Here is a 15,901-nt window from a genome sequence, read left to right as displayed (position 1 = left end):
CGGAGGTTACCTTGCACATCGCTGATGTGACCATGTTTCACGCCCCGGCAAGCGGCGGCGTTCGTACTTATCTGCAAGCTAAACACCGGGTGCTAGCGCACACGGCAAACCTGCGCACTAGCCTGTTAGTGCCGGGAGCTGAGCGCGACAGCCTTGGTGACCACCACACCTTGCCAGCGCTACATCTCCCCTTGGGCCAGGGCTACCGCTTTCCGCTGAGGGGGTCACGCTGGCGCGATGCGCTGATTGATCTTAAGCCTGATCTTATCGAGGCTGGCGACCCTTATGTAACAGCATGGGCAGCCCTCGCCGCAGGCCAAACGCTTGGGGTGCCGGTGGTAGGCTTTTATCACTCAGACCTTCCGCGCTTAATGGGGGATCGCTTTGGCCGCTACGTAGAGAAACGCTTAACGCGCTATGTCAAAGACCTCTACTGCCAATTTGATAGCGTGCTGGCACCCTGTAACGCTATGGCTAATCGACTCAGGGAGTGGGGAGTCGATAACGTTCGCGTACAGCCATTAGGAGTCGATTTAAACCATTTTCACCCCCAGCAGCGAGATCCCTCCTTCCGCCAAGGCATGGGCATTCCCAGCGATAAAAAGCTACTGATCTTTGTGGGTCGCAATTCCCGCGAGAAAAATATTGATGTGCTGCTGGCGACGATGCGCCAGCTCGGCAGTGATTACCATTTATTGCTGATGGGTCCCGGCATGCCCCATCAGGTACCCAACAATGTCACTGTCGTGGATCGCTGCTGCGGCGCACATGAAGTGGCCAAAGCACTCGCCAGTAGCGATGCCCTTCTGCATGCGGGCACTCGGGAAACCTTTGGCTTGATCGCTCAAGAAGCGATGGCCAGCGGTATCCCTATCGTGGGTGCCAGGGCCGGTGCGCTGGCTGAAAATGTGCCATTAGGCGCAGGCATTCTGTGTCAGCCACTCGACCCGGATGCCATGGCCGAGGCATGCACAGCCTTGTTCAGTAATGACATCGCTGCCAGCGGGCGTTATGCCCGCCATTTTGTCGAACGGCAGTTCAGTTGGGATAGCGTTATCCAGTCTCTTCTCGAGCACTACATCGACCTTTGCAACATTGAACGGCCCAATGCCCTCGCCCACCACCACTAAGCCCCAACGACTACTGCGTTTTCGCCCGCTGCATGGTTTTCTACTGGCGGGGGCGCTCTTGGCCCCGCTAGTGCTTACCACTTGGCTGGGCGGTGCTGAGGCGCTGCAGCGTATTAAACATTTCCCATTGACGTTATTGCTGTTGATGCTGCTATTAGCGTTTCTGTGTTGGAACCTGAATGCAACAAGACTGCGGCTAATGTTAGGTGGCCGTGCAGGGCAGCTTGGTCAACGTGGTGCGCTGGGCATCGAGCTGGCATCAAAGTTTGCGTTGTGCGCCACGCCTGGAGGGAGTGGAGGACCAGCCACTCTACTTATCCTGCTTGCAAGACGCGGCTTTCCTCCCGCCAAAGGGGCAGCGGTGTTTTTGATTGACCAAGGCTGTGACTTGCTGTTCTTCCTTACCATGCTGAGCGGTTTGGTGCTTCTTTCGCTGGTCAGCGATACCCAGTGGCCGCATCAGTCACTAGTACAGTGGTCACTGGTCGGTTTAGCATTTATGGCGACGCTGGTCAGTGGTGTGATGTGTTATTTACCCAGCCTACTGCGTGCAGGTGGCGTTATAACGACATGGCCAAGCCGTTACCGACGGCGCTGGTTAGTAAGGCGCTTATTACGATGCCGATATGCGCTCAAAGTCACACTCGCGCTGCCTTTTACGACGCTGCTCGCGATGATGATGCTTACCGCAGCGCATTGGCTAATGCGCTATAGCTTGCTCTATGTCGCAGTGCTGGGCGTGGGCGGCCATGCAGATTGGATGTGGACATTTTTAACCCAAATGCTGGCCATGGCGGCCAGCCAGCTTAGCTTTCTTCCTGGCGGCGCAGGTGCCGCTGAAGTAGGCGTTGGCAGTTTGTTGCTGCCCTTGATGGAACGCGAGCAGGCCGCAGCAGCCGTCTTAGTGTGGCGACTGGTGAGCTACCACCTCTATTTAGCGGTGGGGGCACCACTATTTATTCTGTACAGCTACCGAATGCTACGCACAAAATCCGATAATAAAACGCCAGCAAGATAACCACGCACCCACGAATAAGGGCGCCCCGAGGGGCGCCCTTATCGCGTGCGACTAGAGGTCGATAGCTTACCAGCCAGTGACTTCTTTCAGTGCATCGCCGATTTCAGCCAGAGAACGCACGGTTTTAACACCGGCATCTTCCAGGGCAGCAAACTTCTCATCCGCAGTACCTTTACCGCCAGAGATGATTGCGCCCGCATGGCCCATACGCTTGCCAGGAGGTGCAGTCACACCGGCAATGTAGGAAACCACAGGCTTAGAAACGTTGGCTTTGATGTAAGCCGCTGCTTCTTCTTCAGCCGTACCACCGATTTCACCGATCATCACGATCGCTTCGGTTTTCGGGTCTTTCTCGAACATTTCAAGAATGTCGATAAAGTTGGAACCCGGAATCGGGTCACCACCGATGCCTACACAGGTAGACTGACCGAAGCCATGGTCAGTTGTCTGCTTAACGGCTTCGTAAGTCAGGGTGCCTGAACGCGACACGATACCGACTTTACCCGGCTGGTGAATGTGGCCCGGCATGATGCCAATTTTACATTCGCCAGGCGTGATAACACCTGGGCAGTTCGGGCCGATCAGACGCACGCCCAGCTCGTCACATTTAACTTTTGCTTCGAGCATGTCTAGCGTCGCGATACCTTCGGTGATGCACACGATCAGCTTGATGCCAGCGTTAGCAGCTTCAAGAATCGAGTCTTTACAGAACGGTGCCGGAACGTAGATCACGCTGGCTTCCGCGCCGGTTTTCTCAACCGCTTCTTTCACGGTGTTGAAAACGGGCAGGCCCAGGTGCGTTTGGCCGCCTTTGCCCGGCGTAACACCACCGACCATTTGCGTGCCATAGGCAATCGCCTGTTCGGAGTGGAACGTGCCCTGGCCACCCGTGAAACCTTGGCAGATGACCTTGGTGTTCTTATCGATCAGGATGCTCATTACTTGCCCTCCGCTGCTTTTACAACCTGCTGAGCCGCGTCGGTCAGACTGGTAGCAGCGATGATGTTCAGACCGCTAGACGCCAGTTTTTCAGCGCCCAATTCAGCGTTGTTACCTTCCAGACGCACAACCACTGGAACGTTAACACCAACTTGTTCAACAGCACCGATGATGCCTTCAGCAATCATGTCGCAACGAACGATACCGCCGAAGATGTTCACCAGAACCGCTTTGACGTTGTCGTCAGACAGAATGATCTTGAACGCTTCTGCAACGCGCTCTTTGGTCGCGCCGCCACCAACATCCAAGAAGTTAGCAGGCTTGCCGCCACTCAGATTGACGATGTCCATGGTGCCCATGGCCAGGCCAGCACCGTTAACCATGCAGCCGATGTTGCCATCAAGCGCGACATAGTTCAGTTCCCACTTCGCTGCATCAGCTTCACGCTGATCTTCCTGGGAAGGATCGCGCATCGCCTGAAGGTCTGGATGACGGTACAGCGCGTTGCTGTCGAGCCCCAGTTTGGCGTCGAGGCAGTGCAGATTGCCTTCGTCGGTAATAACCAGCGGGTTAATTTCTAACAGCGCCAGATCTTTGTCATGGAACAGCTTAGAAAGACCCAGGAAGATCTTGGTGAACTGCTTGATCTGGTCGCCTTTAAGGCCCAGAGCAAATGCCAGCTCACGCGCTTGGTAGGGCTGTGCGCCGACCAGCGGATCGATTTCAGCTTTCAGAATCTTTTCTGGCGTTTCTTCTGCAACGGTCTCGATTTCAACACCGCCTTCAGTAGAGGCCATGAAGACCACGCGACGGGTGGTGCGATCGACGACGGCGCCGAGATACAGCTCGTCAGCGATGTCGGTGCAAGTCTCAACCAAAATTTTAGCAACCGGCTGACCTTTTTCGTCAGTCTGGAAGGTGACCAGGTTCTTACCTAACCACTGCTCGGCGAAAGCTTTCGCTTCAGCCGGATCTTTAATCAGCTTAACGCCGCCCGCTTTACCGCGGCCGCCAGCGTGAACCTGGGCTTTAACCACCCACATGTCACCGCCGATCTTTTTGCACGCTTCTTCAGCTTCTTCGGGAGTGTCCACGGCAAAGCCTTTAGACACTGGTAGACCATAATCAGCAAACAGCTGTTTGCCTTGATACTCGTGAAGGTTCATCGATTCATGCCATTGGTTGCATGTGACTCGAACGATGACCCGCTGCTTTAAAAGAGCGGGGCATCCCCGTACCTTCGTCCCCGCTGATTTCTCACAGAGCCGAAAGTGTTGCGCCACCTGACGGTGGCGCTTGGTTGTTGCTTAGCGAATTACTTGCGCTTCTTACGGTTAGCCATATGAATGGCATGGCCATCTACCGCAAGAGCTGCTTCATGCACAGCTTCCGACATAGTCGGGTGTGCATAGCAGGTCAGAGCCAGGTCTTCAGCGCTGGAGCCGAATTCCATTGCAATCACGCCCTGGGCAATCATCTCACCCGCGTGCTGACCAACGATATGCATGCCGAGAATACGGTCGGTTTCCGCATCGGCGATAATTTTGGCGCTACCCTCGGTGGCGTTGTTCGCCATCGCACGACCACTTGCCGCGAACGGGAAGCTACCGGTCTTAACTTCAATGCCTTTCGCTTTGGCATCTTGCTCGGTCATACCGACCCAAGCGACTTCCGGGAACGTGTAAATCACGTTCGGAATCGTGTCGTAGTTCATCTCGGCTTTGTGGCCAGCGATGATATCAGCGACCATGATGCCTTCTTCAGATGCTTTGTGCGCCAGCATGGGGCCACGCACACAGTCACCAATAGCATAAACACCGGGTACGTTCGTGCGGCACTGGTCATCAACAAAGATAAAACCACGTTCGTCCAGTTCAACACTCACACCATCGGCAATCACACCCTTGGTGTACGGACGGCGACCAACGCAAACAATCAGTTTGTCGAAGGTCATTTCCTGTTCGCCATTGGCATCGGTGTACTTAACGATGACTTCATCGCCATTGGATTCCGAGCCGGTTACGCGGGCGCCCAGTTTAATATCCAGCCCCTGCTTTTTGAGCAGTTTCTGTGTTTCTTTAGCGATCGCCGTATCGACCATCGGCAAGAAGCTATCCATCGCTTCCAGAACAGTCACTTTAGAACCTAAGCGGTTCCAAACGCTACCCAGCTCTAGGCCGATAACGCCAGCACCAATAACGCCTAAACGCTTCGGCGTTTCCTGGAATTCCAGCGCGCCGGTAGAGTCAACAATCAAGCCTTCGGTTAGCGGCGTCGGTGGAATTTCAACCGGCACGGAACCTGCAGCAACAACGATGTTATCAGCGTCGTAAGTGGTGGTATTGCCGTCTAGATCGGTCACTTCGACTTGCTTACCGGAAACCACTTTACCGGTGCCTTCAATAGCCGTAACACCATTGGCTTTAAACAAGCCAGAGATGCCGCCGGTCAAGTTCTTAACGATCTTGTCCTTGCGAGCCATCATTTTTTTGACGTCCATCGTGACGTCACCGGCATTAATACCCATGTCGTCGAAATCGTGCTTGGCTTCGACGAACTTGTGCGAGGCTTCAAGCAACGCTTTAGACGGGATACAACCGACGTTCAAACACGTACCACCGTGAACGACATTGCCTTCTTTACCAATCCATTTTTCAACACAGGCGGCTTTCAGGCCCAGCTGCGCAGCGCGGATAGCCGCTACGTAGCCACCAGGACCTGCACCGATAACGATCACATCAAACTTGTCAGCCATGTTGGCTCCTTTAGCTTGGTTGCCTCCCCCCATTTGAACTTAAAACGGGCAGGAGGCAAGGTGCGATTGCATTAGAACGCTAATACAGCAGAGGAGGCGGATCAGCGCGCTCCGTTATACGTCCAGCAGCAAGCGAGCCGGGTCTTCCAGCAGCTCTTTAATAGTAACCAAGAATCGTACCGCATCTTTACCATCAATCATGCGGTGGTCGTAGGACAGCGCCAGATACATCATCGGGCGAATCTCGACCTTACCATTCACAGCCATTGGACGATCCTGGATTTTATGCATACCCAGGATAGCGGTTTGAGGTGGGTTGATAATCGGGGTCGACATCAAAGAACCAAATGTACCGCCGTTAGTGATAGTGAAGGTGCCACCGATCATGTCATCCATGCCCAGCTTACCGTCACGACCACGCTTACCGAAATCAACAATGGTGCGCTCAACGTCGGCAATTTTCATGCTATCGGTATCACGTAGCACCGGTACAACCAAGCCACGATCCGTTGATACCGCAACGCCGATATCTTGATAACCGTGGTAAACGATATCGGTACCATCGATAGAGGCGTTAACATCCGGGAAGCGCTTGAGTGCTTCAGAAGCGGCTTTTACAAAGAAGCCCATAAAGCCCAGTTTAATATCGTGGGTTTTCTGGAACGTATCTTTGTACTGCGCACGAAGCGCCATGATTTCAGTCATGTCCACTTCGTTATAAGTGGTCAGCATGGCAGCCGTTTGCTGCGCCTGAACCAGACGCTTAGCAATGGTTTGACGCAGGCGCGTCATCGGAACGCGCTTCTCGACGCGATCACCTTCCACTGCCGGTGCGGCGGCAGCTGCTTTCGCCGGCGCTGAAGATTTCGCTGCTTTTTTGGCAGAACCATCTTTCACGGCTTTTTGCACGTCTTCTTTCAAGATGCGGCCACCTTTGCCGGTGCCCTCAATCTTGGCAACATCCAGATCATGCTCAGCAACCATCTTGCGTGCCGCCGGCGCTAGGATCTTATCGCCAACCTTCTCATCAGCGCCTTCATCATCGCTAGCCGCAGCGCTTGAAGAAGAGGCACTGCTGCTCTCTTCACCGGCGCCACCAGCACCTTCGGTAAAGATGGCCAGAACCGCTTCGGACTCAACCTGGCTGCCTTCTTCGGCCTTAATTTCTGCCAGTGCGCCGTCGGCAGGTGCGACAACTTCGAGCACAACTTTGTCGGTTTCGATGTCGGCTAACACTTCATCGCGCTTAACCGCTTCACCTACCTTCTTGTGCCACGTTGCCACGGTGCCTTCCTGAATAGACTCAGGGAAGCTTGGGGCTTTTACGTCATGTTGCTTACCACCGCCGTTACCGCCGCTGGCTTTTTTCTCTTCGCTTTTCTCAGCAGGCTTTTTAGCACTAGCATCATCAGAAGATTTATCTTCTTTGCCACTTGCTGCGCTGCCTTCACCGATTTTGCCTAACACTTGCTCTGACTCAACGGTATCGCCTTCTTCTGCCATCACGTCAGTCAGGGTACCCGCTTCCGGTGCGACGACTTCTAGCACCACTTTGTCGGTTTCGATTTCAACAATCAGCTCGTCACGTTCGACGCTGTCACCCGGCTTTTTATGCCACGCAGCCACAGTGCCTTCGGCAACGGATTCCGGAAAGGTTGGCGCTTTGATATCAGTAGCCATGTCGTTTCCCTTATATGTTCTCTAAACCCGGTGGGCGCTTATAGGTTAAAAGCGTCTTCCACCAGCTGGCGCTGCTGTTCAGTGTGGACGGACATATAGCCTGCTGCCGGTGCGGCAGAGGCAGGACGTCCTGCAAATTTCAAATCACGTCCGAGGCCATCTTTCAGCATATCGGCGACGGCGCGCATGTGGTGCTGACTTGAGTACCAAGCGCCCTGGTTTAGCGGCTCTTCCTGGCACCACACGATGTCTTCCACATTGGCATACGCCTGGAGCACTTCCAGAAGCTCTTCTTTCGGGAAGGGGTAGAGTTGCTCGAGACGAATAATCGCCGTGTCATCACGCTCGTTTTCTGCACGCCAGTTGGCTAGGTCGTAGTACACCTTACCGGCACACATAATAACGCGAGTCACCTTTTCTGCCTCAAGATTCGCCTGATCCGGTAGCACCATGTAGAACTTGCCGTGAGCAAGATCTTCTAGGCTAGATACCGCTTCTTTGTGGCGCAGTAGCGACTTCGGCGACATGATTACCAGTGGCTTACGCAACGGACGAATGACTTGACGTCGCATCAGATGATAAATCTGTGCGGGCGTCGTCGGCACACACACCTGCATGTTGTGCTCAGCGCACAGCTGCAAGAAGCGCTCTAACCGCGCGGAGGAGTGCTCTGGCCCCTGACCTTCGTAGCCATGCGGCAACAGCATGGTCAGTCCACACAGTCGTCCCCATTTGGTCTCACCAGAAGAGATAAACTGGTCAACCACGACTTGGGCACCATTGAAGAAGTCACCAAACTGGGCTTCCCAAATGACTAAGTCACCCGGTGCTGTCGTGGAGTAGCCGTACTCAAAAGCCAACACCGCTTCTTCCGATAGGAAGGAGTCGTGAATGGTGAAGCGCGGCTGACCGTCTGACATATTCTGCAGCGGTACGTACGTAGAACCATCTTTCTGGTTATGGATAACCGCATGACGGTGAGAGAACGTCCCACGACCAACATCCTGGCCGGTAATACGAATCGGATGCCCTTGATCAAGCAGCGTGGCATACGCTAGCGTTTCAGCGAAGCCCCAGTTAAGCCCCATGCCGCCCGCCTGCATTTTGCGACGGTCTTCATAGATTTTAGCGACTTGGCGCTGTACTTCGACGCCATCAGGAACCTCACACATTCTCGCAGCCAGCTGCTGCAGACGCTTCATATCGAAGGTAGTGTCTGCATTACCGGTCCACTCATGCCCCAGGTAGGGTGCCCAATCCACAAAGAGTGATGTATTAGGCTCCTGCACCAAGGCATTGGCTACGTGATTGCCTGCCACAAGATCATCGCGGTAGGTTTCAACCATTGCCTTAGCGTCTTCTTCTGACAATACGCCCTGCTCGACCAGACGCTTCGCATAGAGTGAACGCGAAGAAGGGTGATCTTTAATCTTGGCGTACATCATCGGTTGGGTACCCGATGGCTCGTCGGCCTCGTTGTGGCCGCGGCGACGGTAGCACACCAGATCAATAACAACGTCTTTCTTAAACTGTTGACGGTAATCCAACGCCACTTGGGTCGCATGGATAACCGCATCAGGATCATCGCCGTTAACATGAAAAATCGGCGCCTGAACCATCTTAGCGATGTCAGTACAGTATTCGGTGGATCGCGCGTCCAAGGGGTTCGACGTCGTAAAGCCCACTTGGTTATTAATCACGATGTGTACTGTGCCACCGGTTTTGTAGGCACGGGTTTGAGACATCTGGAATGTCTCCATGACCACGCCCTGACCAGCAAACGCTGCATCGCCATGAACGTTAATTGGCAGTACTTTGCTGCCCTCTTCATCATTACGGCGATCTTGACGTGCGCGTACCGAACCTTCTACTACCGGCGCAACAATTTCCAAATGCGACGGGTTAAACGACATTGCCAAGTGAACTTCGCCACCTGGCGACATGACGTTAGAGCTGAAGCCTTGGTGATATTTCACATCACCAGAACCACGCTCGATCACCTTTTTACCGTCGAACTCGTCGATCAATTCAGCGGGATTTTTCCCTAGAATATTAACCAACAGGTTCAAACGGCCACGGTGAGCCATGCCAATAACAACTTCTTTAGTGCCATAGCCGCCGGAGCGCTGAATCAACTCGTCCATCATCGGAACAAATGATTCACCACCTTCAAGACCGAAGCGTTTGGTACCTGGATATTTAGATGCTAAGTAATTTTCCAAACCTTCGGCAGCGGTAAGGCGCTCAAGCACATGCTTACGCACATCGTCGCTGAATTTCGGCGCACTGCGCACCGATTCAAAACGCCGTTGCAACCAACGTTTCTCTTCGGTATCGACAATGTGCATGATCTCGCAACCGATAGAGCGACAATAGGTCTGCTCCAGCGCATCAACAATCTCACGCAGCGGTGCTTTATCAATACCTAGAAAAAACGAACCGGTCTGGAACTCGGTGTCAAGATCAGCCTTGGAAAGCTGATGAAATGACAGATCGAGGTCTGGGACGGGGGTGGGATTACGCAGTCCTAGCGGGTCGATATTGGCCTTCTGATGACCACGAAAGCGGTATGCGTTAATCAGCTGCAGGACCTTCACCTGCTTTTTATTCTCACCGCTATCGGAGGCGGCGGCTACCCGGCCTGGGCGACTTTCACGACCCAGTTGGTAGAACTGATCACGAGTGGGGCTTAGTGGAACATCGTGGGAGGCACTGCCCTCAGAACGAGGCAACTGATCAAAATAGCTGCGCCATTCATCTGAGACAGAATCAGGATCGGCGAGGTACTGCTCATAAAGCGCTTCCACGTAGTGGACATTGCCACCACTAACGTGAGAGGAACGCCACATCAACTCCATTATGCCTTGTTGCATCTCTCGGTCACCCTGCACTGATGGGGTGGTATCGGTATCGCTGCAATCGCGCAACGACATCGCTATTGCCCTGCCGGCGGGGCGGGACATATGCCGGCGGCGCCGACCGGAGGCCGGAAGCCCTATTCATACTAGCTGTAAGTACTACATTTTCACTACTTACCACTTCAGTACGCTCTGTTTCACTACGTACTATTATACCTTCGTCTACTTACTACGTTAATACGAAGGCTTCTTTTATCTAGTCATACTCAATCAGTTCATGCTCAAAAGCCGGTACTTGCGGCACCGGCTTTTAAACTTGACTGGTTAGGTGGTGCGACGCGTCGCCGCACCACCTAACGCCCCTATGATAACAAGCGAAGCGCCACGATTTAAGTGGCTTTGTGCAGCAACTTACGTAGCGATCGCATTTTTTTCATAGGATTAGGCGTTTACGTCGCATCAGCCAACAACATTTCACGAATTTTACCAATTGCACGGGTCGGATTTAGTCCTTTTGGACAAACCGCAACGCAATTCATGATGCCGCGGCAACGGAACACGGAGAACGGATCTTCCAGGCTAGTAAGACGTTCGCGAGTAGCCGTGTCACGTGTATCTGCAAGAAAGCGATAAGACTGAAGCAAACCAGCCGGACCGACAAACTTGTCTGGATTCCACCAGAACGATGGGCATGACGTAGAGCAGCATGCACAAAGAATACACTCATACAGGCCATCTAGCTTGTCGCGCTCTTCTGGTGATTGCAGACGCTCAATCGCCGGTGCAGGCTCATCGTTCTGCAAGTACGGCTGAATGCGCTCGTACTGCTTATAGAACAGCCCCATATCCACAACCATATCGCGGATAACCGGCAGACCCGGCAATGGGCGCAAGGTCAGCTTATTGCCTTTCACAACATCTGACAGCGGCGTAATACATGCCAAGCCGTTTTTACCGTTCATGTTCATGCCATCGGAACCGCATACGCCCTCACGGCAGCTGCGACGGAACGCAAGTCCGCTATCCTGCTCTTTCATCAGATGCAGAACATCCAGCACCATCAGATCGCGGCCTTTGGTATCGACCTGGAACTCCTGCATATAAGGCGCGGAGTCGGTTTCCGGATTGTAGCGGTATACGGATACCTGAAGGTTAGACATGGTGACTCCCTCTCGTCAGTGCAGAGATTAGTAGGTGCGAACCTTAGGCTCGAATGTATCAACAGTTTTCGGCTTGAAGTTAACGTCGCGCTTCTTCAGCTCTTTCGTGGCCGGGAAGTAAAGCGAGTGCTTCAGCCAGTTGACATCATCACGGTCAGGATAGTCGTAGCGCGAGTGCGCACCACGGCTCTCATTACGCTCAAGGGCAGCAATCGCCGTTGCTTCTGCCACTTCCATTAGGTTATCAAGTTCTAAAGCTTCAACACGCGCCGTGTTGAACGCATTGGACTTGTCAGGCAGGTGCGCGTTGGCAATACGGCTGCGCAGATCCGCCAGTTTTTTGACACCTTCCTGCATATTCTTCTCTTCACGGAATACACCGAAAGAGGTCTGCATGATGTCTTGGAGCTCTGCTTTAAGCTCAGGTATGCTCTCGCCACCTTCCGATTCATTCCAGCGCGTAATACGTTTCATCGCTGATTCGATATCAGATTCAGAAGCATCCAGGTAATCAATACCTTCGTTCAGCGCGCCTTCAATAAACATACCCGCCGCACGACCGAAGACCACCAGATCCAGCAGTGAGTTACCGCCCAAGCGGTTAGCACCGTGAACCGATACACACGCCGCTTCACCACAAGCAAACAAACCGTTAACGATATGATCGTTGCCGCTTTCGTCCTGGGTAATTGCCTGACCATGAATATTGGTCGGGATACCGCCCATCATGTAGTGGCAAGTCGGCACGACAGGAATCGGATCTTTTGCAGGATCAACGTGAGCAAACGTTTTCGACAGCTCAACGATACCCGGCAGGCGCTTACCAAGAACTTCTTCACCCAGGTGATCAAGCTTCAAGAAGACGTGATCGCCCTTCTCGCCACAACCACGACCTTCCAGAATTTCCATGACCATTGAACGTGCAACAACGTCACGGCCTGCCAAGTCTTTGGCGTTCGGCGCATAGCGTTCCATGAAGCGTTCGCCATCTTTATTGATCAGGTAACCACCTTCACCACGGCAACCTTCAGTGACCAGCGTACCCGCACCATAAATACCGGTCGGGTGGAACTGCCACATTTCCATGTCCTGCATCGGGAAGCCAGCACGTAGCGCCATGCCGATACCATCGCCAGTATTGATCAAGGCATTAGTAGTAGAGGCGTAGATACGACCTGCACCACCCGTGGCCAGAACAGTGGCTTTCGATTTAACGTGGACAACTTCGCCCGTTTCGATGCACATGGCGATACAACCAACCACATCACCGTTGCTGTTTTTCACCAGATCTACCGCGTACCACTCATTCAAGAACGTGGTGTTGTTCTTGAGGTTGTTTTGGTAGAGCGTGTGAAGCAGTGCGTGGCCAGTACGGTCAGCGGCTGCGCAGGTACGTGCCGCCTGACCGCCTTCGCCGAAGTTTTTCGACTGACCACCAAACGGACGCTGATAAATACGGCCATTATCAAAGCGCGAGAACGGCAGCCCCATGTGCTCAAGCTCAAACACCGCTTTCGGGCCTTCTGAACACATGTACTCAGCTGCGTCTTGGTCGGCAATGTAGTCGCCGCCTTTAACAGTGTCGTACATGTGCCAGCGCCAATCATCGTTCGGATCTGACGATGCGATGGCACAAGTAATACCACCCTGGGCAGAAACCGTGTGAGAGCGTGTCGGGAACACTTTGGACAGTACGGCTGTCTTTTTACCAGATTTGGCAAGTTCTAAAGCAGCACGTAAGCCAGAGCCACCGCCACCGATGATAATGGCGTCAAATGTCAGGCTACGAAGGTTAGACATGTATCAAGCTCCCCACAGAATTTGAATGCCCCACACCAGATATACGAAGATGGCCAGAATAATCAGAGTCTGGGCACCCACGCGCAGGCGAGTGGACTTGAGATAATCGGTGGTGACCGTCCACAAACCGATCCAGGCGTGCGCTGCAATGGAAACAAATGCGAGCAGCGAGAAAATACGCATCCAAGTTTGATCGAACAGTCCACTCCAAGCGTAGTAATCCAGATTAGGATTGAGCAGCAGGTAGGCGACGATAAAGACGGTATATACAGCCAGGATTACCGCTGAAACGCGCTGCATTAGCCAATCGGATAATCCGCTACGGCCAAAACTTGTGATGTTGGTTACCATACCCAAACTCCTGCCAGGATGATCAGAACGACACTGACGACAACAGTGATTTGTGCTTTTTTCACGCCACCTTCTAGGGTCACGCCGATATCCGCATCCATCAACAGGTGTTTAATGCCTGCTACAAAATGGAATGCCAATGCGGATAACAATCCCCAGGCAATGAACTTGGCGAAAAAGTTATTGGCCAATGCGTTGCTGACGGCATCAAAGCCAGCCGGAGACGATAGTGATTTACCCAGCGCCCAAAAAGCGAAGATCAGGCCAACGAAGAGGATGACACCCGTAATACGGTGTGTAATCGACGTTAGCGCCGGTAGTGGGAAATGTATCGTAGTAAGGTCTAAGTTTACGGGTCGTTTGCTATTCACGGCGTTATACACACTCTCTTGGCCCGCTCTGCGACAGGTCGGGCATGGCCCGAGCGGGCAGTGGTTGCTGGAAGGGGCTCGGCCGTTGCCAAGTCGAGCACGACCTCCTACCTGCCGGTCGCGCGCCGTGGATTATAAGAACCTTCGCCCCTGCTGACAAACCGAACTCAAGCTTAACTCGACTATGGTGCAAGAAAATTGAGGTCAACCTGAGTCGATTTTGCGTTGCAGCATGGTTATAGTGACAGGAGATTGATGGTTTGATAAGTCCGTTAACGTGTCGTCAACCCCCTGACGCCTCCACCACGAACTCCATACTCATCATATACAAAGATTATCCAACACAACAATAACTGTACAAGGATACCTAGCGCTTAGGCTAATTGACAAAATGTCGCACACTTCTATAGTAGGCGAGCCTTTTCGCCGGCGCGGTATGCGAAACAACGACATTACGTCCCAAACCGAATTCGAAAGGAGGCCAGCATGGCTGACAGGAAAGCGACATTGACGGTAGACGGTCTAGAAAAATCGATCGAACTACCCATGTATTCCGGCACACTTGGCCCCGACGTCATCGACGTACGCGGCTTAGGTGCTGAAGGCCTGTTTACCTACGATCCCGGCTTCATGGCCACCTCTTCCTGCCAGTCCGCTATCACTTATATTGATGGCGGAAAGGGCGTGCTGCTACACCGCGGCTACCCTATCGACCAACTGGCCAAAGAGTCTAATTTTGTCGAGGTATGCTACACCCTGCTATTCGGTGAGCTGCCTAACGATGAACAGTATGCAGATTTCGAGTCGCGCATTCGTAACCACACCATGGTGCACGACCAAATCAACAATTTCTTCAAAGGGTTCCGCCGCGATGCGCACCCAATGTCTATTCTTTGTGGCGTCGTTGGCGGCCTAGCTGCTTTCTACCATGACCACATGGACATCACCCAAGAAGAAGATCGCGTGATCAGCGCTATTCGCCTCATTGCAAAAATGCCGACCCTGGCCGCAATGTCGCACAAGTATAATGTTGGCCAGCCGTTCAACTACCCCCGCAACGACCTGAGCTATGCAGAAAACTTCCTCTACATGATGTTCAGCAACCCGTGCGAAGAGTACAAAATCAATCCGGTATACGCGAAAGCCATGGACCGCATCTTTATGTTGCACGCGGATCATGAGCAAAACGCCTCGACCTCTACAGTACGCTTAGCAGGCTCAACCGGCGCCAACCCCTTTGCCTGTATCAGCGCCGGTATTGCGGCACTTTGGGGTCCTGCACACGGCGGCGCCAACGAAGCCGTACTGAATATGCTTGATGAAATTGGCGACGACTCTGAAGAAAACATTCAGCGCTTTGTCGACAAAGCAAAAGATAAAGATGATCCCTTCAAGCTGATGGGCTTTGGGCACCGCGTATATCGCAACTTTGACCCGCGCGCCAAAGTAATGAAAGAGACCTGTGATGAAGTCCTTGCTGAGCTTGGCTTAGCTGACGACCCGCAGCTCAAAATCGCCAAGCGCCTTGAGCAAATCGCCCTTGAAGATGAGTACTTTATTGAGCGCAAGCTGTATCCAAACGTCGACTTCTACTCTGGCATCATTCTCAAAGCCATGGGCATACCGACCAATATGTTTACCGTTATTTTCGCGGTATCTCGCACCATTGGCTGGATCTCTCACTGGCATGAAATGCTCAGCGAAAGCTACAAAATTGGCCGCCCGCGCCAGCTGTATATTGGCCACGACATGCGCGATTATCCTAAAAAATAACGCCACGGTAACAACGTAGCGTCACTAGGATAATAAAAGGCCACCCACGGGTGGCCTTTTGCTTAT

The 15,901-nt window shown here is 53.1% G+C and carries 12 protein-coding genes; 3 read left to right on the top strand and 9 right to left on the bottom strand.

The features are described from left to right. The first annotated feature begins 11 nt into the window (after positions 1–11). Together NDQ72_05810 and NDQ72_05805 are read left to right on the top strand one after the other, a co-directional pair. Positions 12–1,130, top strand: coding sequence for a glycosyltransferase family 1 protein (locus NDQ72_05810; protein WKD29462.1), 1,119 nt, complete (start codon positions 12–14; stop codon positions 1,128–1,130). Then, the gene (locus NDQ72_05805; GenBank protein WKD29461.1) at positions 1,108–2,148 is read left to right on the top strand and encodes a flippase-like domain-containing protein; all 1,041 of its coding nucleotides are present in this window, start codon (positions 1,108–1,110) and stop codon (positions 2,146–2,148) included. Before NDQ72_05810 ends, NDQ72_05805 begins: the two co-directional genes overlap by 23 nt. Before the next feature lie 66 nt (positions 2,149–2,214). Here NDQ72_05805 and sucD read toward each other — a convergent pair whose 3' ends face one another. The 9 genes from sucD to sdhC form a co-directional block, all read right to left on the bottom strand. After that, positions 2,215–3,087 carry a succinate--CoA ligase subunit alpha gene (gene sucD, locus NDQ72_05800; protein WKD29460.1) on the bottom strand — a complete coding sequence of 291 codons (873 nt, stop codon included), beginning with the start codon at positions 3,085–3,087 and terminating at the stop codon, positions 2,215–2,217. Then, positions 3,087–4,253, bottom strand: a complete 1,167-nt coding sequence (gene sucC, locus NDQ72_05795; GenBank protein ID WKD29459.1) for an ADP-forming succinate--CoA ligase subunit beta — start codon at positions 4,251–4,253, stop codon at positions 3,087–3,089. The genes sucD and sucC overlap by 1 nt, the downstream gene beginning before the upstream one ends. A 149-nt stretch (positions 4,254–4,402) precedes the next feature. After that, positions 4,403–5,842 (bottom strand): dihydrolipoyl dehydrogenase, encoded by a 1,440-nt coding sequence (lpdA, locus tag NDQ72_05790; protein WKD29458.1) that lies wholly within the window; start codon positions 5,840–5,842, stop codon positions 4,403–4,405. 114 nt (positions 5,843–5,956) lie between these two features. Further along, positions 5,957–7,522 (bottom strand): 2-oxoglutarate dehydrogenase complex dihydrolipoyllysine-residue succinyltransferase, encoded by a 1,566-nt coding sequence (odhB, locus tag NDQ72_05785; protein WKD29457.1) that lies wholly within the window; start codon positions 7,520–7,522, stop codon positions 5,957–5,959. A gap of 38 nt (positions 7,523–7,560) precedes the next feature. Beyond that, entirely contained in the window at positions 7,561–10,395 is a 2,835-nt protein-coding gene (locus NDQ72_05780) for a 2-oxoglutarate dehydrogenase E1 component (GenBank protein WKD30355.1), read from the bottom strand. Positions 10,396–10,829: 434 nt separating this feature from the next. After that, a complete protein-coding gene (locus tag NDQ72_05775) occupies positions 10,830–11,540 on the bottom strand; it encodes a succinate dehydrogenase iron-sulfur subunit (protein WKD29456.1) in 711 nt (236 codons plus the stop codon). 27 nt (positions 11,541–11,567) lie between these two features. After that, positions 11,568–13,340, bottom strand: a complete 1,773-nt coding sequence (sdhA, locus tag NDQ72_05770) for a succinate dehydrogenase flavoprotein subunit (GenBank protein ID WKD29455.1) — start codon at positions 13,338–13,340, stop codon at positions 11,568–11,570. Positions 13,341–13,343: 3 nt separating this feature from the next. After that, positions 13,344–13,691 (bottom strand): succinate dehydrogenase, hydrophobic membrane anchor protein, encoded by a 348-nt coding sequence (gene sdhD / locus NDQ72_05765; GenBank protein WKD29454.1) that lies wholly within the window; start codon positions 13,689–13,691, stop codon positions 13,344–13,346. Beyond that, complete coding sequence (gene sdhC, locus NDQ72_05760) at positions 13,685–14,062, bottom strand: succinate dehydrogenase, cytochrome b556 subunit (GenBank protein WKD29453.1); 378 nt, start codon at positions 14,060–14,062, stop codon at positions 13,685–13,687. Before sdhC ends, sdhD begins: the two co-directional genes overlap by 7 nt. A 486-nt stretch (positions 14,063–14,548) precedes the next feature. On the opposite strand from sdhC, the gene gltA reads away from it, so the two are divergent. Then, a complete protein-coding gene (gltA, locus tag NDQ72_05755) occupies positions 14,549–15,835 on the top strand; it encodes a citrate synthase (protein ID WKD29452.1) in 1,287 nt (428 codons plus the stop codon). Positions 15,836–15,901: the final 66 nt, after the last annotated feature.

It is taken from the genome of Halomonas sp. KG2 (assembly GCA_030440445.1).
Lineage (GTDB): Bacteria > Pseudomonadota > Gammaproteobacteria > Pseudomonadales > Halomonadaceae > Vreelandella.
This window is presented reverse-complemented; position numbering and strand designations above follow the sequence as displayed.

What these genes read in the sequence shown, in the direction of transcription:
- NDQ72_05805 (WKD29461.1), top strand. Translation starts at nt 1,108, where the DNA reads ATGCCCTCGCCCACCACCACTAAGCCCCAACGACTACTGCGTTTTCGC.
- sucD (WKD29460.1), bottom strand. Translation starts at nt 3,087, where the DNA reads ATGAGCATCCTGATCGATAAGAACACCAAGGTCATCTGCCAAGGTTTC.
- sucC (WKD29459.1), bottom strand. Translation starts at nt 4,253, where the DNA reads ATGAACCTTCACGAGTATCAAGGCAAACAGCTGTTTGCTGATTATGGT.
- lpdA (WKD29458.1), bottom strand. Translation starts at nt 5,842, where the DNA reads ATGGCTGACAAGTTTGATGTGATCGTTATCGGTGCAGGTCCTGGTGGC.
- odhB (WKD29457.1), bottom strand. Translation starts at nt 7,522, where the DNA reads ATGGCTACTGATATCAAAGCGCCAACCTTTCCGGAATCCGTTGCCGAA.
- NDQ72_05780 (WKD30355.1), bottom strand. Translation starts at nt 10,395, where the DNA reads ATGCAACAAGGCATAATGGAGTTGATGTGGCGTTCCTCTCACGTTAGT.
- NDQ72_05775 (WKD29456.1), bottom strand. Translation starts at nt 11,540, where the DNA reads ATGTCTAACCTTCAGGTATCCGTATACCGCTACAATCCGGAAACCGAC.
- sdhA (WKD29455.1), bottom strand. Translation starts at nt 13,340, where the DNA reads ATGTCTAACCTTCGTAGCCTGACATTTGACGCCATTATCATCGGTGGC.
- sdhD (WKD29454.1), bottom strand. Translation starts at nt 13,691, where the DNA reads ATGGTAACCAACATCACAAGTTTTGGCCGTAGCGGATTATCCGATTGG.
- gltA (WKD29452.1), top strand. Translation starts at nt 14,549, where the DNA reads ATGGCTGACAGGAAAGCGACATTGACGGTAGACGGTCTAGAAAAATCG.